The organism is Clostridium paraputrificum, assembly GCF_900447045.1.
Taxonomy (GTDB): Bacteria; Bacillota; Clostridia; order Clostridiales; family Clostridiaceae; genus Clostridium; species Clostridium paraputrificum.
The window spans coordinates 459,453-481,681 of record NZ_UAWH01000005.1; the positions used below are offsets into that span (position 1 = coordinate 459,453).

The following is a 22,229-nucleotide window of genomic DNA, read 5'->3' on the forward strand; positions in this document are numbered from 1 at the left end:
GCTATGCAGTTTCTCTTTTTTTTATAATTTTGCTAATTTCATTACTTTTAAATATATACATGATAATTAAATATTGTAGACTTAACTCTCTAAATGAAAATATGAAATTTGTACGTAGTAATATTAAGGAGTGGGAGAAATATGAGTAAGAGAAAAACAATTTTTCTTATAATAGTTCTTATAGTATCAATTTCTCTTAATATATTGCTTGGAATTGCTATAAATGATAAAAAGAAGATATCTTCAAAAAGATTAATTGATAACTTTGATTATTTAGGCAAGATGTGTAAGGGGATTAGAGATGAGTGTGAGTATCCAGATAATTTAGAGCTAAATACAAGAGTTTCAGTAGAAAATATAGAAAGTTATATAAAAGAAGTGGGCGTAAAAAGTTTTGGTGGGGATGAATTAAATATATATGAAGCTATAACGGCAGATATTATAGATGGTATATATAATAAAAAGATGGAAGGCATGAATTTACTAATTGAACAATTAAATTTAATAAACAAATATTTGGATGAAAATAAGGATGAGTTTATTGAACATCCTAGAAGGCTAGAAAAGGAAATAAAAGAAGAGGGGAGTTTCTTATTTAACAATCTTAAAGCAATAGAATAATAAAATACTTTTTAAAGAACGTAAGAAGAAAGATTCCATCACGAATAATTATAGAAAAAAATAAGTTGATTAGAATAATATTAATAATAAAGATAAGGATAGGTTCTGCTTAGGCAGAATTTTTTGTTTGGATTTAGGTCCATATTTATATATTTATATATTTGTTTCTTTTTATATTTAAAACAATATTTGAATATGTATTTTTTGTATTTTAAATTTTATAGAAATTGAATCGAAAATTTGCTTTAAAGAATTTTGGAATCTTTCTTATCCAAATTATACGCTGTCTTATTTTTCTTTTTGAAAGCCACTAAGCTTTATGATAGAATTAGAAGATATGAAATAAATTATGTAAATAAACTTAGGAGGATCTATTAATGAATAAAATAACAGATCACATTCTATGTAAAGTAGAAAAGCCTGCTAGATATGTAGGTGGAGAATTAAATGAAATAATTAAAAATCCAGAAGAAGTAGATATTAGATTTGCATTCTGTTTTCCAGATGTTTATGAAGTGGGGATGTCTCACTTAGGAACAAGAATACTATATCATACTATAAATGAAAGAAAAGATACATACTGTGAAAGAGTATTTGCTCCATGGCCAGATATGGAAGAGCAATTAAGAAAGAATAATATATCTCTATGTACATTAGAAACTAAAACTCCATTAAAAGAGTTTGATATATTAGGTTTCACTCTTCAATATGAGATGAGTTATACAAACATATTAAATATGCTTGATATGTCAGGGGTAACTATAAGAGCAGAAGAAAGAGGAGAAGATGAACCTTTAGTTATGGCAGGGGGACCTTGTGCCTACAACCCAGAACCGTTAGTTGGAATAGTTGATTTCTTTGAAATTGGTGAAGGTGAAGAAATGATGGATGATGTACTTGAGGTTTATGCCAAGTACAAGAAAGGAAAGTGGGACAAAAAGGCTTTCCTAAGAGAGATATCAAAGATTGGAGGTATATATGTACCTTCACTTTATGATGTGGAATACAATGAAGATGGAACAATAAAGAGCTTTAAGCCAAAGTATGATGATGTTCCAGCAGTTGTTAAAAAGAGAATAATAAATAACTTTGATAGAGTATCATTCCCAGAAAACATGATAGTGCCTTATACAGAAATTGTTCACGATAGAATAGTTCTTGAAACCTTCAGAGGTTGTACAAATGGATGTAGATTCTGTCAAGCTGGTATGATTTATAGACCAGTTAGAGAAAAATCAAAGGAAACTTTAGTAAAGCAAGCTAGAAATATGCTTAAGAGTACAGGATATCAAGAAGTTTCACTTTCTTCATTAAGTACATGTGATTACTCTGATATTGAAGGACTTATCCATGATTTAATGGAAGAGCATGAAAAGGATAAGGTTGCAATTGCCCTACCTTCTATTAGAGTTGATGCTTTCTCAGTAGATTTAATTAAAGAAATCCAAAAGGTTAAGAAAACAGGATTAACATTTGCTCCTGAAGCTGGATCTCAAAGAATGAGAGACATAATTAACAAGGGGTTAACTGAAGAAAGAATATTAGAAGCTACTAGAAATGCTTTTGAATCAGGATGGAACAAGATTAAGCTTTATTTCATAATTGGGTTGCCATATGAAACATTAGAAGATTGTGCTGGTATTGGTGATTTAGCAGGAAAGATGGCTGATGAATATTTTGCACTTCCAAAGAATGTGAGAGCTAAGGGACTTAGTATTACAGTAAGTACATCTATATTAGTTCCAAAGCCATTTACGCCATTCCAATGGGCACCAATGGCTAGATTAGAAGAAGTAGATGAAAAGATAAATGCAGTTAAAGGTTCAATAAAATCAAGAAGCATTCACTACAACTACCATGAGCAAAAAACTTCATATATGGAAGCTGTATTTGCAAGGGGAGATAGAAGACTTAGTGAAGTATTAATTAAAGCATTTGAAAAGGGTGCTAAGTTTGATGGATGGTCTGAATACTTCAGCTTTGATATATGGAAAGAAGCATTAGCAGAGTGTAATGTTGATGGAGATTTCTTTGCTTATAGAGAAAGAGGATACGATGAAATACTTCCTTGGGACTTTATAGATATTGGAGTTACAAGAAAGTATCTTGAAAGAGAAAACGAAAAGGCTAAAAAGGCAGAGCTTACTCAAAACTGTAGAAAAGGATGTACAGGATGTGGAGTAAATGTAAACTTCAAAGAAGGAGAGTGTTTTGAGGGTGCGATACTTAATAAAGTATACTAAAGAAAGTAATATAAAATTTATTTCTCACTTAGATATAATGAGAACAATACAAAAGGTTGTAAGAAGAGCTGAATTACCAGTTAAATATTCACAAGGATTTAATCCGCATATGGCTTTATCTATAGCTCAACCTTTAGGTGTTGGAGTATATTCAAGTGGTGAATATATGGATTTAATCTTAGTTGAAGAGATGGATGTACAAGAAATTATAGATAGATTAAATGAAAAATCAGCTTCAGGAATTAAGTTTATGACAGCAACTCAAATTCCACCAACTGAGCCAAATGAGAAGAAGATGCCACAAGCTATGGCTATGATAGATGCTTGTAGATATACTATAAAGATAAACTATACAAGTGTTGAAGACCTTGAAGAGGAAGTTAAGGCTTTATTTGAAAAGAATGAATGGATTACTTTAAAGAAGAGTAAAAAGGCTGAAAAAGAAGTTAATATTAAAGAATTCATCTATGAATTTAAATTCTGGGTTAAGGATGAAGCTTTAGTTATAAATACTGTAGTTAAGTCAGGAAGTAGAGAACATTTATCAGCAGATTTATTAGCTAAATACATTAAAGAACATACCTCTAATGTAGATGAAGAGGCTTTTGTAGATATAAAGAGAGAAGAAATGTATTTTGAAAAGGGTAATAAGTTAGTACCACTATATAACTGTGTATAGGAAGTGTTAATTATATGAAAGAGATATTTATAGAAAGAAGAGAGAATATCCTAAGAATTGCCATTAGGCAAAATGGTAAATTACAAGAGTGTATTGTAGAAGAGGAAAATGGTGAACCAGTAATAGGTGAAATCTATAAGGGAAGAGTGAAAAATATAGTTTCTGCAACTAACTCCATATTTGTAGATTTAGGATTAAATAAGGAAGGGTATCTTTATTATAGTAATGAACTTAAAGCTAGAGGCATTAAGAAGGGTGAAGAAATCATAGTTGAAATTCTAAAGGAGCCTATTAATGATAAGGGTGCTAAAATAAGTGTAAAGTTTGGTATTCCATCAAAGTATTTAGTACTTGAAAGTGATGGATATGGAATAGAGTTCTCTAAAAGATTCAAGGATGAGGTTAAAAAAGAGCTTATCCTTGCTGAATTAGAGGAAATAGAAAATGGAAAGCTTATAGTTAGAACAGAAGCAGCTAATGTTAGTATTGAAGAACTTAAGCATGAAAGAAAAGTACTTCTTAATGAGTATGAAGATATACAAAGAAAAGCTAAGTATTCTTCTAATTTAGGTAAGCTTTATGGAGAAAATCTTTCTTTAATCAAGGTGCTAAGAGATAAAATTTCTGTGGATCCTGTTAAAGTTATCTTGGATAATAAAGAGGATTATGAATTTGCAAAGAATTATCTTAAAGATGATGAAAATGCAAAAATAGTATTGTATACAGATACTAGAGCCTTATTTGATGCATATGAGATTGAAAAAGAATTATTAAAGCTTAGGCATAATAAAGTTGTGCTTCCTTGTGGTGGATCAATTGTTATTGATAAAACTGAAGCTATGTATGTTATTGATGTTAACACTGGCAAAAATATTAAGGAAAGAAACTTTGAGAAGACTATATTAGAAACCAATGTGGAAGCAGCTAAAGAGATTGGTAGACAAATCTTACTTAGAAATTTAAGTGGAATAATAGTAATAGATTTTATAGATTTAAGAGATAAAGCTCATAAGTCTATAGTTATGAGAGAGCTTAAAGAAGCGCTTAAGGATGATGGTGGAAACGTAAAAATATTCCCATTTACTGAATTAAACCTGGTACAAATTGCTCGTAAGAGAATAGGTAAAAGCGTTTATGAGTATATGGAAGAATCATGTACTTTATGCAAAGGAAGTGGAAGATTATTAAAGCTATCATATCTTGAAGGATTAATTAGAAATGATATTCTTAGATTTTACAGTGAAAATGGAATTAATGATTTCTTTATAGAGATTAATAAAACTTATGAGGATATGATAAAAGGAGATATGCTATCTTTCTTAAAAGAAATAGATGGGTTAGATAAAGGGATATATTTAAACTATATTGATGAAGTTGAAGGATACACTTTAGAACCATTAATATTTAAGAATCAGAAAGCTAACGTAAGTAAGTACCTTATTAAGAACTAACAGGATTAAGAAGAAGCTACCGTAAGGTGGTTTCTTTTTTATTTTTCGGGAAATTAAATTGTGTGTAACTTCATGATTTGGATATTATTTGAAGTTGTTTTTTATAAAGAAAAAAATATGTGGTAAATATTGTAAAAGAATTTGTAATAGTTTACAATATATATGTAAATATAATTTATAATATGTGGGAGGTACTTTAATGAAGAAAAACTTTTTAAAAGTATTTGTGGCATCTGTAGCAGGTTTTACATTATTAGCTGGAAGTATGTTAGCTGTTCCAACTAAAGCTGCTACACAAGAAAAGGAATACAGGAATGTAGGGTATGTATTCCAGAGAAATTGTGACATTGATACATTGGATGTTACAAAGATTACTCACTTAAACTATTCCTTTGGTCTTATTTACAATAGGGAATATGAAGAACTTGGAGATGAAACTAACCCAGATGTAAAAGTTCCACATGAATTTGATGACAGTTTACTACACACAATTTATTTACCTGAAAAGGTAGCAAGTGACCTTTCAAGAATTGATGTCTTAAAAGGAAAAAATCCTGATTTAAAGGTTTTATTGTCTGTTGGTGGATGGGAATGTAGAGGTTTCTCAGATGCAGCAGCAACAGAGGAAGGAAGAAAGACTTTTGCTCAATCTTGTAAGAATGTTATTGATGAATATGGACTAGCTGGAATAGATCTAGATTGGGAATATCCTGTTAATGGTGGATGGGGAGTAATAAAATCTAGACCAGAAGATAAACAAAACTTTACTTTACTTTTAAAAGAAGTAAGAAATGCTATAGGTGATGATAAGCTATTAACAATAGCTGGTTCTGCAAATGTTAATTTTTCAAATGGTGGTTGGACAGAGTTCCAAGATGTAATTCCTTTGTTAGATTATATAAACATTATGACATATGACTTTAGATATGGTTCATGTTATTTTGATTCAGCTTTATATGCTTCAAAGACATGGAAAACTGAATTTGATTATGATGATTACAATACTGATATGGCAGTTAAATTATATTTAGAAAATGGATGTCCATCTGAAAAGATAAATATTGGATTATCCTTTAGTGCTGGCATACCACAATTGGTTAGTGATAAATTAGATGGCGAATTAAGTTTTATAAAAGATGCCCTTATAAGAGCTGGATTCCCAATGGATGAAACTGATCCAACACCAGTTCTATCAGCAGTTAAGAATTTAAAGGAATCAGATGGATTCTATAAATATTGGGATAATGATGCTAAAGCTATGTATGTAACATATAAGCATACAGATGGAAAAGAATATTTTGTTATGAGCTTTATTGAACCACAAGGGCTTTCTGCAAAAACTCAATATGTTAAAGATAATAATTTAGGTGGAACTATGTTCTGGGAATTTAGTGCTGACTATGATAATTCTTTAGTTGCACAAATAGCAAAGGAACTTAATATTAATGGCTTTGGAGAAGAAGTAGTACCTACAGAACCAAAACCAGAAGTAAAACCTGAAACAAAGCCTGGTGAAGGTGAATTAGTTAAGACTGGAGATATGACTCCTATATTAAGTCTTATAGGTTTATCAGGAGCATCACTAGGTGTTGCAACTGTAATGTTTAGAAAAAGAAGAGCAAAATAAGATTATAGAAAGATCCCGTCATATAAATATGACGGGGATTTCTTTATATATTAAATTGCAATCCATAAAGCAGGTACATTGCTAGGTTCCCATCCATTTAGTGAAGTGTGAGGTTGAATACATTTATATTCTTTACCTGCATAAGTTACTATATCTCCAACCTTATAGGTTGTATAAGATTCCCAAGTAGGAGTCTCTACTTCATATTTTGGAACATTAACTGTTATTTCATTTGAGTTAATAGAGGAGTTTTCATAGTACAGCACTACATTATAGTTATAAATTCCTTCAGGCTTGTTAGATATAGATTTAGTTATTATTTGAGTATTTTCATTTAAAGAAAGATTACCTGAAGCAATTTCAGTGTTATTTTCAAATAACTTATAAGAAGTAGCTAAGTTATTATCAGGAATTTCTATGGAAATTGTATAATTTCCATTTTTACATTCACTATTAGATATAGTGGCTGCTTTTAAAGCGGGTGGAGTTGGAGCTTTTACAGTAACTGTTACTTCGTTTGAATTTACAGAACTAGCAGAGTCTGATAATTCAATTTTATATTTATAAGTTCCATCAGCTTTATTTTTAACTTCATAATTTATAGAGGCTTCTTTGGATTGGCCAGCAACTAAAGTGCCAGATGATATTACCTTTGAATCTTCTAATATTTTATAGGATGTAGCAGTGTTGTAAGCAGGAACTTTAGCACTTAAAGTAAATCTACCATTTTGTACAGAACTAGCGGATAAAGTAGGCGCTTTAAGTGTATTTGTTTGTGGTGCTAAAGAATCAAAGTACTTTCGAAAATGATTTGACCATGAATAAGAAGCATATTTGTCCCAATTTATTGACCATGTCATAAGTCCCCTTAAGTTAGGATGAGCATTTTTTACAGTATAACTACCAACAGTACCACCATTCATCAATGTTGTAATTGCCTTTTCAACTTCACTATTTGAAACCCATCCATTACCTGCATAAGATGAAGTAGGTACCCCTATAACTACTTGATCCTCTCTTAAAGCAGGGAAGAAGTAATTAGGGTCTTTATTAACATTAAATCCTGTTAAAAGCATATCTGCTAATGAAACATAGAATTCAGCAGAGCCCATAGTTTGGGATTTATCATTTAAGTCGTTTATAGCACCTGAGTTATAGTATTGAACTTGAAGCCAGTCTAAAGAATCACGAAGTGCATAAATAACAGGTAGGTATGAACCAGCTCTAGAATCAACATAACTATTTAAACCACCATAGTAAGTATATCCTAATTGAACAAAGAAAGTTTCGGGAGCCATAGTAAGCATAAAGTTATCACCATATTTAGCTTTTAATTCTTTTAAAGCGCTAATTAGGTTTACAATAACTGGAGTAGTAGGATTTTTAAAGTCTTTGTCACCTGGGTCAAGATATAAAGAATGACCTTCAAAATCTATGTCTAATCCGTCTAATCCATAAGTGTCAATTATATTAGATACAGAACTTACAAATTTATCTCTTGCAGTAGCATCTTTTAATTGAACTTGGCCGTTTTGACCACCAATTGAAAGTAATACTTTCTTTCCTTTACTTTGTAGATATTTTACATCAGATTTAAATTCTTCTTCTGTAGCATTAAAAGGTTTAAATTGGATATCTCCAGAAGTTACAGATGTAGGTTCACCAAAGGATAAATTAATTACATCCCAGTTATCAGAAACATCTCTTAGTTTTATTGTACCTGAACCGTTTTCAAAGTTGTGCCAGTAACCAACTAATACATGTTTAGGAACAGAAGATGTTGAAGCAGAGGTAAGTGTAGCTGGAATTAGAGTTAAGAAAAGAGCAACTGAAAGAGTTATAGAAATAAGAAATTTCACATTTGAATTAAGAAATTTTTTAAACATAAAGCAACCCCTTATCTTTATATGATTATCAATAAAACATATTTAGTGATATCTAAAAATATTACTAAATATATATCTTTTATAAGTTCACAAAAAATCAATAATTGTAGAAGCATAAAAATCTAATTTATTTAGTACAAATATAGTGAATTGACTAGTGGGAATATTTAAAATAGCTAGCTAATACGAATAGCTGTCTTAGAATACATATTAAAAAAATATGAAAAATTAAAAAGGGAGAGGGTATATTATGACTAGAAAGTGTAAAAAACTAGTATCAATTTTTGCTGCTGTATTACTATTTGTATCAATTATTCCTATTAAGGCAGTTAGTGCAGCACAAAGCTTAGGAGAGAGGTTACTTGTGGGATATTGGCATAACTTTGATAATGGCACAGGAATTATTAACTTGAGGGATGTGTCAGATAAATGGGATGTTATAAACGTAGCTTTTGGAGAAACATATAGTGATAGAGCTGTAGTTGAATTTACACCTTGTTATGATGAAGAACAGTTTATTTCAGATGTTCAGTACATTAAGAGCAAAGGTAAAAAAGTTATTTTATCAATAGGTGGACAAAATGGTGTAGTATTACTACCAGATGCAACAGCTAAAGAAAAATTTGTTAAGTCAATATGTGGTTTAGTAGATAAATATGGCTTTGATGGTTTGGATATAGACTTAGAATCCGGTATATCATTACAAGCATCAGATACAGATTTCAAGAATCCTAAAACACCACAAATAGTTAATCTTATTTCAGGTGTAAGGGAAATATCTGATAAATATGGATCAAACTTTATTATAAGTATGGCTCCAGAAACAGCTTATGTTCAAGGTGGAATTACTGCTTATGGAAATATTTGGGGAGCTTATCTTCCAATAATATATGGATTAAGAGACAAATTAACTTATATACATGTACAACATTATAATGCTGGTGGTAATCAAGGATTAGATGGTGTCACATATACACAAGGAACAGCAGATTATGAAGTAGCAATGGCAGAAATGCTTTTATATGGATTTCCTATAGCAGGTAATAGTAATAATATGTTCCCAGCTTTAAGAGAAGACCAAGTTATGATTGGATTGCCAGCAACTCAGGCTGCTGCACCAAGTGGTGGATATATAAATCCAACAGAAATGAAGAAAGCATTAGATTATTTAATTAAAGGTGTATCATATGGTGGAAGTTATAAGTTAGCTAATGGTAAAGGATATCCAGGATTCAGAGGTTTAATGACATGGTCTATTAATTGGGATGCTAAAAATAATTTTGAGTTTTCTAATAATTATAGAGATTACTTTGATAAACTAACTCCAGTTCAAAATACATTAAAGGCTGCAACTCTTTCTGTTAGCAATATTAATAATGGAAGTTATACATTAACAGATACAGTACCATCAAGAAATACTGCAACAAGTTATAAGATTCTAGAGGGGACAATGGAAATTTCTACAGGAACATTAACAGCAGGAAATTCTCAAGATACTATAATTACAAAGAGTTTAAGCAATAAAGAAAATGGACAATATGAATATACTGTGGTTTTAAATGATGGCACTAATTCTGTAGCATCAAATAAGGTAGTAGTAAAGGTAGAACCTCAACCAGAACTTACATTAAAAGCTGCAACATTATCAGCTAGCGCTGTTAATAATGGAAATTATACTCTATCAGCTATAGTTCCTGAATATAATAAGGCAACAAGTTATAAAATTCTTGAAGGAAGTATAGAAGTAGCTTCAGGTACATTAAATGCTGGTAATAGTGAACAAGTAACTCTTACAAAAAAAATCACAAATAAAGAGATTGGTAGCTATAATTACACAGTTGTTCTTTATGAAGGAGCAAATTCTGTTATATCAAATAAAGTAACTGTTGTAGTAGAAAACTACACACCAGAGGTCCAAGCTTGGGCAGCTTATGTAGCATATAAAAATGGTGATATAGTAAGTTATAATGGAAGCAATTATGTTTGTAGACAGGCTAACACATCTTTACCAGGATGGGAGCCAACTAATGTAGCAGCATTATGGCAAAAACAATAGTTTGAATTTTAAACTCGTCATGTTTCATGGCGAGTTTTTTTGTTTTATAAGATAAAGGTTTGCCATACAATTATTATTTAGTTTAGCTTATTATTAGTATTTCCAATTTGATATTTATATTTGGTAATATGTTAATTAAATTGAATTATAGAGGAAAGTAAAGAATATTATAGATATAAGTTAGAGTTTCAAGGAAAGTATGATTAAGCGGTAAAATGGTATGATGAAAGACTTAGAGAAGAGTAGGTTTATATGGTGTGGGGGAGTGATGCATATGAGTAGTTATGAGCAAATTAAAGGATTAACAGATAATATAAAACTTAATAAGGACAAGGTGTTTGAAGAGATATATAAATCTAGATAAATTTAAAGGGAACTCCTCTATTATACTTGGATATATAAGATAACTATTAATACTTGTTTTTCTTACTTAAAGAAAAATGGGAAGATAGTTAAAGAAGAGCTTGATAGTAACATTCCTAATGAAGAGTTTATTGAAGAAATAGTTTTAAATAAGTATTCTAGGGAAAAATAAGAGGGTGGTTATTTAATACTCCTATTCTTATTATCCCAATTATCTTGATTAACTTTATTATCCCAATTCACTTTGTTTTTTCAACTATTATAAACTTACTTTTTGCTTTACAATATTTTTAAATTATGATAGACTAGTACAGTAAACCGCACACGCACAGGTTTTTTTATAAACAAAACATAATAGTTTTGTACCTATAGTGGCGAGACCGTTATGAGGAGGTGTTTTTAATGTACGCAGTAGTAAAGACAGGTGGAAAACAATACAGAGTTCAAGAAGGAGACGTTCTTTTCGTTGAAAAGCTAGACGTTGCTGTTGATTCAACAGTTGAATTAACTGAAGTACTTGCTGTTGGAGGAGAAACTTTAAAGGTTGGAGCTCCATTAGTAGAAGGTGCTAAGGTTGTTGCTAAAGTATTAGCTCAAGGTAAGGCTAAGAAGGTAACAGTTTTCAAGTATAAGAGAAAGAAAGACTACAGAAGAAAGAATGGTCATAGACAACCTTATACTAAGTTAGTAGTAGAAAAGATCGAAGCTTAATTCTTATGATAGAAATTAGGATTGAATCTAAAAACGAAAACATAATGTCCTTTAGAATTAATAATCATGCTCTAATTGGGAGAGAAGCTATTTTAGCTGGAGATGCTTACGATATGGTTTGTAACTCAGTTTCAGTTTTATCTCAAAGTGTGGTTATAGGTTTAGATGAAGTGTTAAAACTTAATGTAAACTATGAAATAAGGGATGGATATCTTGCCCTAGATCTTAATGGGTTCACCCAAGAAGAAATAGAGCAATCTCAAGTTCTTTTAAGAACCTTTGAGAAAAGCATTGAGAGTACAATCTTAAGCTTGGATGAAATGTTTGGTAGTAAGAAACGTAGAGAATATATTACTTTAATTAAAGAGGAGGTGTAATCCATGCTAAAAATGAACCTTCAATTATTTGCCCACAAAAAAGGGGTAGGTAGCTCAAAGAACGGAAGAGACTCAGAATCTAAGAGATTAGGTGTTAAGTCTGCTGACGGTGAATTCGTGCTTGCTGGAAATATACTAGTAAGACAAAGAGGAACTAAGATTCACCCAGGTCTAAACGTAGGTAAAGGTGGAGATGACACTTTATTTGCTAAGATCGATGGTGTTGTTAGATTCGAAAGAGTGGGAAGAGACAAGAAGAGAGCTTCTGTTTACCCAGTTGACGTTGAAGCAATAGCTGAATAATTTGTTAAATAAAGCACCCTGGTTCAGGGTGCTTTTTTTAAGTAATATGCACATAAAGATAATTTTGTAATATTTGTTTAATTTATTATATATATGTTCATGTTATAATAAAGTGATAAATAAGAAACAATAGATAAATAAAGAAGATTTTACATAAGGATAGGTGAGATTATGTTCATAGATAAAGCCAAGATATTTGTAAGGTCTGGTAAGGGTGGTAATGGTTCTGTTTCCTTCAGAAGAGAAAAGTATGTCCCATTAGGTGGACCAGATGGAGGAGATGGAGGAAAAGGTGGAAGTATTGTATTTAAAGTAGATACTGGAATCACTACTCTTCTTGATTTTAAATATAGAAAGAAGTTTATAGCAGAAGATGGAGAAGCGGGTTCAACATCAAAATGTTATGGTAAAAATGGAGAAGATCTTTATATAACTGTTCCAATGGGAACTATTATTAGAGAAGCTGAAACAAATAAGGTAATTGCTGACCTTTCACATAAGGATGATGTATTTGTTCTTTTAAGAGGTGGTAAGGGTGGAAAAGGAAACGCTAAGTTTGCTACGCCTACAAGACAGGCACCACACTTTGCTGAACCAGGAATGCCTGGAGAAGAAATGCAAATTGTATTAGAACTTAAACTTTTAGCTGACGTTGGGTTATTAGGTTTTCCTAATGTAGGTAAGTCAACTTTCCTTTCAATGACTACAGCAGCTAAGCCGAAGATAGCAAACTATCACTTTACAACTTTAAAACCCAATTTAGGTGTTGTTGCAGCTGATGGAGTAGAACCATTTGTTATGGCAGATATTCCAGGTATTATAGAAGGTGCATCAGAAGGTGTTGGTTTAGGGTTAGAGTTCTTAAGACATATTGAAAGAACTAGATTATTAATACATGTGGTTGATATATCAGGAATAGAAGGTAGAGACCCATTTGAAGACTTTGTAAAGATTAATGAAGAACTTAAGAATTACTCAGTTAAGCTTTGGGATAGACCTCAAATTGTTGTAGCTAATAAGACTGACATGTTATATGACGAAGAAGTTTTTGAAAACTTCAAAAAGAAGGTACAAGAATTAGGCTTTGATAAGGTATTTAAAATGTCAGCAGCTACAAGAGATGGTGTTGATGATGTTATTAAGGAAGCAGCTAGAATGCTTAAGGAAATTCCAATAACTGAACTTGAAATAGCTGAAGATGAAAGATATATACCAGAAGAAAAGAAATTTACTTATGAAATTAGAGTTGAAGAAGGTGAAGAATACGATACTTATTATGTATTTGGAAGCTTCGTAGATAGATTATTAAGTGCAGTAAACGTACATGATGCAGACTCATTAAGATACTTCCATAAAGTATTAAAGAATAAGGGAGTACTTGATGAATTAAGAGAAATGGGTATTCAAGACGGAGATATGGTTAACTTAAATGACTTTGAATTTGAGTACTTAATGTAATTTAGGAGGAACATAAATGTTAACAGGAAAGCAAAGAGCTTATTTAAGAGGCTTAGCTAACGATATGCAACCTATATTTCAAATAGGTAAAAATGGAATTGAAGAAACTTTTTTAAAGCAAGTTGAAGAAGCTTTAGAAAAGAGAGAATTAATAAAAATAAAGGTTCTTGAAAACAGTGGACTTGAAACAAGAGAAGCTTCTGACTACATCTGTGAGAAGATTAAGGCAGAAGGAATTCAAGCAATTGGAAGTAAGATTGTTTTATATAAGAAATCTAAGAAAAATCCTAAAATTGAAATTCCAGTAGTAAAGAAGAAATAATATGTGTAGGGTGGGTATAATTGGAGGAACCTTTGATCCTATACATTTAGCCCATATCTATATAGCTGAGGAAGCAAAAAAGAAGTTAAACTTAGATAAAGTTATTTTTATGCCAGCGGGAATACAGCCTCTGAAAACCGATAAAAAGGTAACAGAGGCATCCTTAAGGCTAGAAATGGTACAAAAGGCTATAGAGGGTAAGATAGGTTTTGAGGTCTCTGACTATGAAATAAAAAAAGAAGGAAAAAGTTATACATATAAGACTTTAGAGCATTTCTATAAAGAGTATAAAGATTTATACTTTATAACAGGAGCAGACTGTCTTTTAGATATTGATAAGTGGAAAGAGATAGAGAAAATATTTTCACTATGCAAATTTGTTGTATTTACTAGACCAGGTTATAACAATAATGAGTTAGTAAATAAAAAGAGATTTGTAGAAGAGAAATATAATGGGGATATTATTCTTTTAGAAGTACCAGGAATTCATATTTCTTCTACAGAAATAAGAGAGAAAATAATTAATAATGAAAAGGTAGATGATATTTTACCTGCAGTTGTGTTAGATATAATAAAAGAAAAAGGTTTATATAGGGAGCATTAAAATGGTTTTTATGAATGAGGCTTATGATTATATTAAAGGTTGTCTTAATGAAAAAAGATTCATTCATACTTTAGGGGTGGTTTCTGTAGCTAAAAAGTTAGCAGTATTAAATGGGGTATCTGAAGAAAAGGCTGAGCTTGCAGCACTTTGTCATGATATAGCTAAATATACCCATAAAGATGAAATGATAGAGCTTATGGAAGAAAACAACATAGTTCTTACAGAGGATGAAAAAGTTACTCTTGAATTGTGGCATAGTATAGTAGGGCCAATAGTAGCAAAAAAAGCTTTGGGGATAGAAGATGAAGATGTATTAAATGCTATACGATGGCATACTACTGGAAGAGAAAATATGTCAAAGTTAGAGAAAATAATTTATATAGCAGATATGATAGAACCTTCAAGGAATTTTCATGGAGTAGAGGAAATAAGAGAAGCAACATTGAAAGATTTAGATAATGGTGTCTTGTTAGGTCTTACGCATACAATAAAGTTTTTGCTATCTAAAGATTCTCCTATTGATATTAATACTGTAAAAGCAAGAAATTGCTTGATTATTAATAGGGGGTAGAGGGGGAGAAAAATGTCAAGAGATAGAAGGGAACCAGAGGCAATAAGAAGAAAGAAACAAAGAAGAAGAACTCCACAAGAAATAGAAGAACTGAGAAAAAGAAGAAAAAATGATGAAATGAGACAGCTTCAAGAATATGGAGAAGTTAAAATAAAAAAAAGAAGACCAATTGAAGATGATAAAGGACCAAGAAGCAAAAAGAAACGAAAGAAAACATCTAAAAAGAAGAAGGTTTTAATAGGAATTTTATCTGTATTTATTATTATACTAGCTATTGTGGTTATCTCTATAGGTAGTTTGTTGGGGAAAATAAAAGGTGGCAATATAGGCGAAGCTGTAACGCCTGCACCAGATGAAGCAGTTAATGTTCTTGTTCTTGGGCTTGATATAGGTGATCCAAATCAAACCAATAATTATGAGATTAAAAGAACTGATACTATAATGGTGGCACAGTATGATCCAAAGAAAAAGGATTTAGATTTGGTATCTATACCTAGAGATACGTTAATTACTGAAAATGGACGTAATTATAAGATAAATGCAGCATACCAAAAAGGTGAAACCAAGGTTAAAAGTTTGGTAGAAGATTTACTAGGCATACAAATAAATTATACTGTTAAGATAGACTATAATGCCTTTAGACAATTTATTGATGCTATAGGTGGAATTGAGATGGAGATAGAAAGAGACATGTATTATGATGATCCAAGTCAAGATCTTCATATAAGTTTTAAAGGTGGAACAGTAGAACATTTAGATGGTAAAAAAGCAGAAGAGTTTTTTAGATGGAGAAAGAATAATGACGGAACTGGATTAGCTACTGGTGATATAGGTAGAATAGAAAATCAACATAAATTTATACAAAAAGTAGTTGAAAAGTGTACAGGACCTTCAATAGTACTAAAAGTTCCAGATATAATTAATGCAATAGGATCAAATATTCAAACTAATATGCCAACAGGCAAGCTTTTATCTTATGCACTAGATGTTGTTAAAGTAGACCCATCTACAGTTAAGATGTGGACTGTAGAAGGAGATTTTAAGACTATAGGTGGCCAGTCTTATGTAGTGTTCAATAAAAGCTATAATCAAGAGTTGTTAAAAGCCCTTCATAATACAGGTGACACAACTGTAGATAAAACTAAGTTAGGAGTACTTATATTAAATGGTACAAAGATTAATGGCTTAGCTGGTGAAGTAAAATCAAAGCTAGAGTTAACTGGATGGACTGTAGTTGATGTTGGAAATGGAAATCCTACAACTAAAAGTATAATAAATACTGATAATGAAGAACTTAAAAAAGCTCTTAATAAGGATTTGCCTACAATAACTAAGTCTGATAAGAAATTGGAAGATATAAAATACGAACAATATGATGCTGTTATCATACTTGGAGAGGACTATAAAAAACTAGGAGAGTAGAATGAGTACTTTAGAAAAAAAGGTTTCAAAAGAATATGAAGGGGCTACTATTAGAGAGTTTCTAAAGGAAGATTTGGGGTTGTCTAGTAGATTAATAAGAAGATCTGCTATAGAGAAAAGAATATTAGTTAATAAAAAAGAAGTAAGAATGAGATATATTGTTCACACTGGAGATTTAGTTCAAATAAATCTCCAAAGTGATGAAAGTCAAAATATAACTCCGGAAAAAATGGACTTAGATATAGTATATGAGGATGAGGATATTCTAGTTATTAATAAAAAGCCATATATGGTAGTTCATCCTACAAAAACTTATCAAAGTGGTACCTTAGCCAATGGTGTATTATTTTATTTTAAAGAAACTAATCAAAACTGTATTGTAAGATTAGTTAGTAGACTTGATATGAATACATCAGGATTAATAATAATTGCTAAGAATCAATTTGCTCATATGGCTTTATCTAAAGAAATGGAAGAAAATAATTTAGAAAAGAGATATCTTGCAATAGTTCACGGAAATCTTAAAGAAAAAGAAGGAACTATAGATGCACCTATATATAGACCTGATGGTGAAGAGTTTGGAACCATGAGAATAGTTGATGAAAGAGGGCAAAGAAGTATAACTCACTATAAGGTGATTGAAAGCTTTAAAGATGCTGACTTAGTAGAATGTTTACTTGAAACAGGTAGAACTCATCAAATAAGGGTTCATATGAAACATTTAGGGCATCCTATATATGGAGACACCCTTTACGGGTTTGAAGGAGATGAGGAGCTAATACCAAGGCAAGCTCTTCACGCTTATGGATTAGATTTTAAGTCTCCAAAGACTAAAGAAACATTATCTTTAAGAGCAAAATTACCAGATGATATGGAAAGCTTATTAAAAAAAGTGGGAAGGTAAATTACCTTCTCACTTTTTTCTATTTATAATTTTTTCCCATTTATTCATAAATTTTTTCTTTTTAGTTCTTCTTCTATGTACTGATATTAATAATATAATAAGAATTATCAAGGCTGTTCCTAAAGTTATTAACAATACTTTATTTTCATTTAAAAAATCTATTAAAGCTAATTTGTTAGTGTAATCTCTATCTATTCCACTAATTAAATCTATAGTTTTAAATGTCTTACCATCAATATTGACTTTTGCAGTAGTAATAACTCCTCCCTTTTTCAAGCTCATTTTAGTCAACTTGTTAGGAAGTGTATATTCGAGAGAAGAATTAAGCTTATCACTTGTACCGTTTTTAGTTGTATAATAAACATCTTCATTAGCTAAAACGGGAATAGAAGAATTGTTATCTAAGGCAACTTCAGTAATAACTTCTCCCTTTTTATAAACTTCATTTTTAGTGAAGTTATTATATCCATAATTAAATATTGTTTTTGCATCTGAATAAACTTTTTCTATACTTTCACCCTTTAAGAATGAAGCTATTAATCTATGTCCATCTTTTTCAGAAGCAATAATATTTGTAAATCTTGCATCAGATGTATATCCTCTTTTTGCAGATAGTGAATATTCATAAAAATACTTTGAATTTTTTAATAATATAGAATTATGATTATTTAACCATCTTTCATAGCCATCTAAGTTACTAGGTGGTAGTTGAAGCATTACTGTTCTAGTCATCTCAATAAACTTAGGATTTTTAATTGCCTCCCTCATAAAAAGGGCCAAGTCATTAGGTGTTGTATAATGATTTTCATCTGGTAAACCACTAGGATTTGTGAAGTGACTATTATTAGCTCCAATGGCTTTTGCAAAATCATTCATTTTTTTAGCAAAAGCTTCTTTAGAACCAGCATCAAACTCAGCTAATGCTTCTGCACAGTCATTACCAGATTCAAGTAAAAGTCCTAATAATAAATGTTCAAGAGTAATTTTCTCACCTTCTCTTAAACCTATGGAACTTCCATCAGCAAAGGGAGGATTTTTTCCAACAGTTACAACTGTGTCTAAATTGTCATATTCATTTAGTATAATTGTTGCAGTTATTATTTTTGTTGTCGATGCAGGATAGTATTTTTTATCACCATTTTTAGAAAATAGTATTTGTCCTGTATCAGCATCTAGCAAAGTTACACCTTCACTAGTTAAATATGGGCTACTTTCAGCGTAAACGATGTTACATGGTAAAAATAATAAACTGAATATAAGAATTATCATTAACATTGATAAAGATCTTTTTATATATGTAAATAAATTATTCATTTAGTACCTCTCAAAAAACAATAATATAATATATTCTAACAAAATTTTTAAATTAATTCTACAAAATTAATAAAAGTAGAATATATTAGGTTAAATATAGAGTTTTTGTTAATAATCATAAGAGAATATTAAAGGCATGAGGTGTTTTATGAAGAAAAAGTATACAGCTGTGGGGATTATAACTATCGTTGTTATGGTAAGTTTCTATGCTTTATTTACATATGTTAAATCTGGCAAAGATCAGTTGAAGAAGAATGAGACTGAAAGTATGTTTGTTGAAGAGGATGAAGGGGAGGCTATTGAACTGAAAAATAAGCAAATAGTAGTAGATGTAAAGGGAGGTGTTAAAAGGCCTAATATTTATAGATTAGATGAGGGGAGTATAGTAGAAGATGCAATTAAGATTGCTGGAGGTACTACAAGTGAGGCTGACTTGATTAAAATAAATAGAGCAGAAAAGTTGTCAGATAATCAAGAGGTTATAATCCCTATAAAGGGACAAGATGAAAGTGAGTCTTTTGTAAGTTCTGCTTCAAGCAGTAGCGGAAAAGTAAATATTAATACAGCTAATGAAACTGAATTAGATTCTTTACCAGGGATTGGACCTGCAAAAGCAGTAGAAATTATAAAATATAGAGAGGAAAATGGAAAATTTAAATCTATTGAGGAAATAAAAAACATAAAAGGCATAGGAGAAGCATCTTTTGAGAAATTAAAAGATAGTATAAAAGTATGATATTTGTTTTAAAATAGGCGTTTTAATGATATAATTAATCCGTATTAAGAGATCAAAAAATGTTTATATATAGGGGTTCATAGGAGGAGAAATAATGTCTAAAAAAATAATAGCTCTTATTTTAGGGACTATGATGACAGTATCATTAGTAGGGTGTAGTAATAGGGAGAGTAAAGAAGACAATACAAAAACATTTGCTATTGAAAATGATGAGAAATATTCAAATTTGGATGGAGAATGGTCTAAGGATATAACATTAAAAATTTTTGATGAGAAGTTTGATAAGCTTTTTGGTGAAGTAAGGGATAAGTGTAAAATGTACGGCTTAACTTTTAATGAAAAAGGTGAAGAAAGCGTAAAGCAAGAAAAGGGTAGAACTGTAAGTAAGAAGTACTTATATCTTGATAATGAAAAGCCAGAGAAAAATCGTCTTGAAAGCTTATATTTTGGAAGAAAGCTATTTGGGGATGATTTATCATCAGGTCAAATAACACTTAAGTTATCTTTAAATTTTGATGGAGAAGGTGCTTTAAGTGGTGAAAATAAATTTGATTTTGGAGATACATCTTTAGCATCTTATGCTGAGTTTATGACTGGAGAAAAAGATAGAGATTATTCTAAAATTAATGAAGAAATTATAAAGATATTAAAGAGTGATAGTGGTGAAGGGGTTTATCAAAACACTATAAATGGTTTATATGAAGAATATACTATAAATAAAGAATACTTAGTATATACTTTAGAAACTAAGGAACTGCAATTTGTAAAAGAAGGTTCAGAGGAAAATATAGATGCAGCAACTACTACTAATTAATGAATTTGAGGAGGAAAAGTTTTGTTAAAGAAGATTTTTGCAGGAGTTTTAGATGAAATGATAATCTTTGGTGTGTCAGCCTTAGGATTATTAGTAGTGGAAGGTGTTTTAAGAATATTTGGGTTCACAATGGTGACAACAGAGATTTTCTTAATAATTAACATGTTTGTAATTAATGCCTTATATTTCCCTTTATTAGAAGGTGGAAAGTATGGTACAACTATAGGAAAGAGAATACTTAAGTTAGATAATCATAATGAAGAAGTAAAAAATGATGATATTGTAGCTGATACTATAGAAGAAGTTGTTTCTGATGATGCTACAGAGGAAGTTGGAGAAGAAAACGAACAATAGGAGTTGAACATGAGAAAAGGCAGCGAAATACTAGTAAAAATAGATAAGACAGAATTTCCTTCTATAGGTATTGGAACTGAGGGAGATAGAAAGATTTATGTTAAGAATACATTCCCAGGTCAAGTGGTTAAGGGAAGAGTAAAGAAGAAAAAAGCTGATTATGCAGAAGTAAAAGCTTTAGAAGTTGTTGAAAGAGCTGAATATGAAATAGAGCCTAAATGTCCTCACTTTGGTATTTGTGGAGGGTGCTCATCACAAAACTTATCTTATGATAAACAATTAAGGTTATTAAGTGATGAGGTAAAAGAATTATTTATAAATGCAGATGTTCCTACAGGAAATTATGAAGGGGTTACTGGAAGTAAGGATCAGTGGGAATATAGAAATAAGATGGAATTCACTTTTGGAGATATGGAAAAGGGTGGAGAACTGACTCTTGGAATGCATATAAAGAATAAATCATTTGGAATTATAAATGTTCATGAATGTAAAATAGTTGATGAAGATTTTAGAACTATAATAAACCTTACAGTTAATTACTTTAGAAAGCAAGATTTACCTTACTATAGAGTAATGAAGAGAGAGGGATATTTAAGACATTTAGTTATAAGAAAAGCTAAGAATACAGGGGAGCTTATGGTTAACCTAGTAACTACAACTCAAATAGATTTTAATTTAGATGAGTATGTAGAAATACTAAAGAATGCTAAGTATGAAGGAAAATTAGTTTCTATTATCCATACAGAAAACAACTCCTTCTCAGATGCAGTTGTGCCTGAAAAGGTAAATGTTCTTTATGGTATAGATCATATTCAAGAAGAATTATTAGGGCTAAAGTTTAATATATCACCATTCTCATTCTTCCAAACTAATACTAAGGGTGCAGAAAGTCTTTATAGTATTGTTAGAGAATATATGGGAGATGCTGATAATAAAGTTGTTTTCGACCTTTACTGTGGAACTGGGACTATAGGTCAAATAGTTGCACCAAATGCTAAAAAGGTAGTTGGAATTGAACTTATAGAAGAGGCTGTTGAAGCTGCCAAGGAAAATGCTAAACTTAATGGATTAGATAATTGTGAGTTTATTGCTGGTGACGTTGCTGTAACAATTAAAAATGTTAAGGATAAACCAGATATAATTATATTGGATCCACCAAGAAGCGGGGTTCATCCAAAGGCATTAGAATATGTTATTAAGTTTAATGCTAAGGAAATAATATATGTATCTTGTAATCCTAAGACATTAGTTACTGATTTAAAGGTACTAATTGATGCTGGATATGAGGTTATAAAGACTAGAGTTAAGGATATGTTCCCTAACACCCCACATGGTGAAGTAATAATAAAACTTGTAAGAAAGCTTTAGCTGACTTAACAAGTTTTAAGGATATTACTTTTGCAGGGGCTTACC

The 22,229-nt window shown here is 30.8% G+C and carries 21 protein-coding genes; 19 read left to right on the forward strand and 2 right to left on the reverse strand.

Annotation, left to right across the window (positions count from 1 at the left end):
• Positions 1-141: 141 nt before the first annotated feature.
• The 5 genes from DR024_RS02240 to DR024_RS02260 all read left to right on the forward strand — a co-directional run bounded on the left by DR024_RS02240 (position 142) and on the right by DR024_RS02260 (position 6,621).
• Positions 142-621: a hypothetical protein gene (locus DR024_RS02240; protein WP_027096908.1), complete on the forward strand. Its 480-nt coding sequence runs from the start codon at positions 142-144 to the stop codon at positions 619-621.
• Positions 622-998: 377 nt separating this feature from the next.
• Positions 999-2,864 carry a TIGR03960 family B12-binding radical SAM protein gene (locus DR024_RS02245; protein ID WP_027096907.1) on the forward strand — a complete coding sequence of 622 codons (1,866 nt, stop codon included), beginning with the start codon at positions 999-1,001 and terminating at the stop codon, positions 2,862-2,864.
• Positions 2,839-3,543, forward strand: coding sequence for a TIGR03936 family radical SAM-associated protein (locus DR024_RS02250; RefSeq protein WP_027096906.1), 705 nt, complete (start codon positions 2,839-2,841; stop codon positions 3,541-3,543). Before DR024_RS02245 ends, DR024_RS02250 begins: the two co-directional genes overlap by 26 nt.
• 14 nt (positions 3,544-3,557) lie before the next feature.
• On the forward strand, positions 3,558-4,994 hold the full coding sequence (locus DR024_RS02255; RefSeq protein ID WP_111918088.1) for a ribonuclease E/G: 1,437 nt from the start codon (positions 3,558-3,560) through the stop codon (positions 4,992-4,994).
• Between the two features lie 199 nt (positions 4,995-5,193).
• Positions 5,194-6,621, forward strand: a complete 1,428-nt coding sequence (locus DR024_RS02260; protein WP_055183489.1) for a glycoside hydrolase family 18 protein — start codon at positions 5,194-5,196, stop codon at positions 6,619-6,621.
• A gap of 50 nt (positions 6,622-6,671) precedes the next feature.
• Here DR024_RS02260 and DR024_RS17880 read toward each other — a convergent pair whose 3' ends face one another.
• Positions 6,672-8,507: a carbohydrate-binding protein gene (locus tag DR024_RS17880; RefSeq protein WP_055183488.1), complete on the reverse strand. Its 1,836-nt coding sequence runs from the start codon at positions 8,505-8,507 to the stop codon at positions 6,672-6,674.
• A 250-nt stretch (positions 8,508-8,757) separates the two neighbouring features.
• On the opposite strand from DR024_RS17880, the gene DR024_RS17945 reads away from it, so the two are divergent.
• From DR024_RS17945 to DR024_RS02315, 10 genes are all read left to right on the forward strand, one after another.
• Positions 8,758-10,563 (forward strand): glycosyl hydrolase family 18 protein, encoded by a 1,806-nt coding sequence (locus tag DR024_RS17945; protein WP_082419822.1) that lies wholly within the window; start codon positions 8,758-8,760, stop codon positions 10,561-10,563.
• A gap of 765 nt (positions 10,564-11,328) precedes the next feature.
• Positions 11,329-11,637 carry a 50S ribosomal protein L21 gene (gene rplU / locus DR024_RS02275; RefSeq protein WP_027096900.1) on the forward strand — a complete coding sequence of 103 codons (309 nt, stop codon included), beginning with the start codon at positions 11,329-11,331 and terminating at the stop codon, positions 11,635-11,637.
• A 5-nt stretch (positions 11,638-11,642) separates the two neighbouring features.
• On the forward strand, positions 11,643-12,014 hold the full coding sequence (locus DR024_RS02280) for a ribosomal-processing cysteine protease Prp (protein ID WP_027096899.1): 372 nt from the start codon (positions 11,643-11,645) through the stop codon (positions 12,012-12,014).
• A 3-nt stretch (positions 12,015-12,017) separates the two neighbouring features.
• Positions 12,018-12,317: a 50S ribosomal protein L27 gene (gene rpmA / locus DR024_RS02285; protein WP_027096898.1), complete on the forward strand. Its 300-nt coding sequence runs from the start codon at positions 12,018-12,020 to the stop codon at positions 12,315-12,317.
• 171 nt (positions 12,318-12,488) lie between these two features.
• Positions 12,489-13,775 (forward strand): GTPase ObgE, encoded by a 1,287-nt coding sequence (obgE, locus tag DR024_RS02290; protein WP_027096897.1) that lies wholly within the window; start codon positions 12,489-12,491, stop codon positions 13,773-13,775.
• A gap of 16 nt (positions 13,776-13,791) precedes the next feature.
• Positions 13,792-14,097, forward strand: a complete 306-nt coding sequence (gene yhbY / locus DR024_RS02295) for a ribosome assembly RNA-binding protein YhbY (RefSeq protein ID WP_027096896.1) — start codon at positions 13,792-13,794, stop codon at positions 14,095-14,097.
• Position 14,098: 1 nt separating this feature from the next.
• The gene (gene nadD / locus DR024_RS02300) at positions 14,099-14,701 is read left to right on the forward strand and encodes a nicotinate-nucleotide adenylyltransferase (protein ID WP_027096895.1); all 603 of its coding nucleotides are present in this window, start codon (positions 14,099-14,101) and stop codon (positions 14,699-14,701) included.
• Position 14,702: 1 nt separating this feature from the next.
• A complete protein-coding gene (gene yqeK / locus DR024_RS02305; RefSeq protein ID WP_055183487.1) occupies positions 14,703-15,272 on the forward strand; it encodes a bis(5'-nucleosyl)-tetraphosphatase (symmetrical) YqeK in 570 nt (189 codons plus the stop codon).
• A gap of 12 nt (positions 15,273-15,284) precedes the next feature.
• Positions 15,285-16,694, forward strand: coding sequence for an LCP family protein (locus DR024_RS02310; protein WP_242829686.1), 1,410 nt, complete (start codon positions 15,285-15,287; stop codon positions 16,692-16,694).
• 1 nt (position 16,695) lies between these two features.
• Positions 16,696-17,598, forward strand: coding sequence for an RluA family pseudouridine synthase (locus tag DR024_RS02315; protein WP_027096892.1), 903 nt, complete (start codon positions 16,696-16,698; stop codon positions 17,596-17,598).
• A gap of 9 nt (positions 17,599-17,607) precedes the next feature.
• On the opposite strand, the gene DR024_RS02320 is transcribed toward DR024_RS02315, so the two are convergent.
• Entirely contained in the window at positions 17,608-18,912 is a 1,305-nt protein-coding gene (locus DR024_RS02320) for a D-alanyl-D-alanine carboxypeptidase family protein (protein WP_051195870.1), read from the reverse strand.
• A gap of 148 nt (positions 18,913-19,060) precedes the next feature.
• On the opposite strand from DR024_RS02320, the gene DR024_RS02325 reads away from it, so the two are divergent.
• The 4 genes from DR024_RS02325 to rlmD all read left to right on the forward strand — a co-directional run bounded on the left by DR024_RS02325 (position 19,061) and on the right by rlmD (position 22,184).
• A complete protein-coding gene (locus tag DR024_RS02325; RefSeq protein WP_027096891.1) occupies positions 19,061-19,648 on the forward strand; it encodes a helix-hairpin-helix domain-containing protein in 588 nt (195 codons plus the stop codon).
• A 94-nt stretch (positions 19,649-19,742) separates the two neighbouring features.
• Positions 19,743-20,462 (forward strand): hypothetical protein, encoded by a 720-nt coding sequence (locus DR024_RS02330; RefSeq protein WP_051195869.1) that lies wholly within the window; start codon positions 19,743-19,745, stop codon positions 20,460-20,462.
• Between the two features lie 21 nt (positions 20,463-20,483).
• Positions 20,484-20,816 carry an RDD family protein gene (locus tag DR024_RS02335; protein WP_055183485.1) on the forward strand — a complete coding sequence of 111 codons (333 nt, stop codon included), beginning with the start codon at positions 20,484-20,486 and terminating at the stop codon, positions 20,814-20,816.
• A 9-nt stretch (positions 20,817-20,825) separates the two neighbouring features.
• Positions 20,826-22,184, forward strand: a complete 1,359-nt coding sequence (gene rlmD, locus DR024_RS02340) for a 23S rRNA (uracil(1939)-C(5))-methyltransferase RlmD (RefSeq protein ID WP_111918090.1) — start codon at positions 20,826-20,828, stop codon at positions 22,182-22,184.
• The last annotated feature ends 45 nt before the right edge of the window (positions 22,185-22,229 follow it).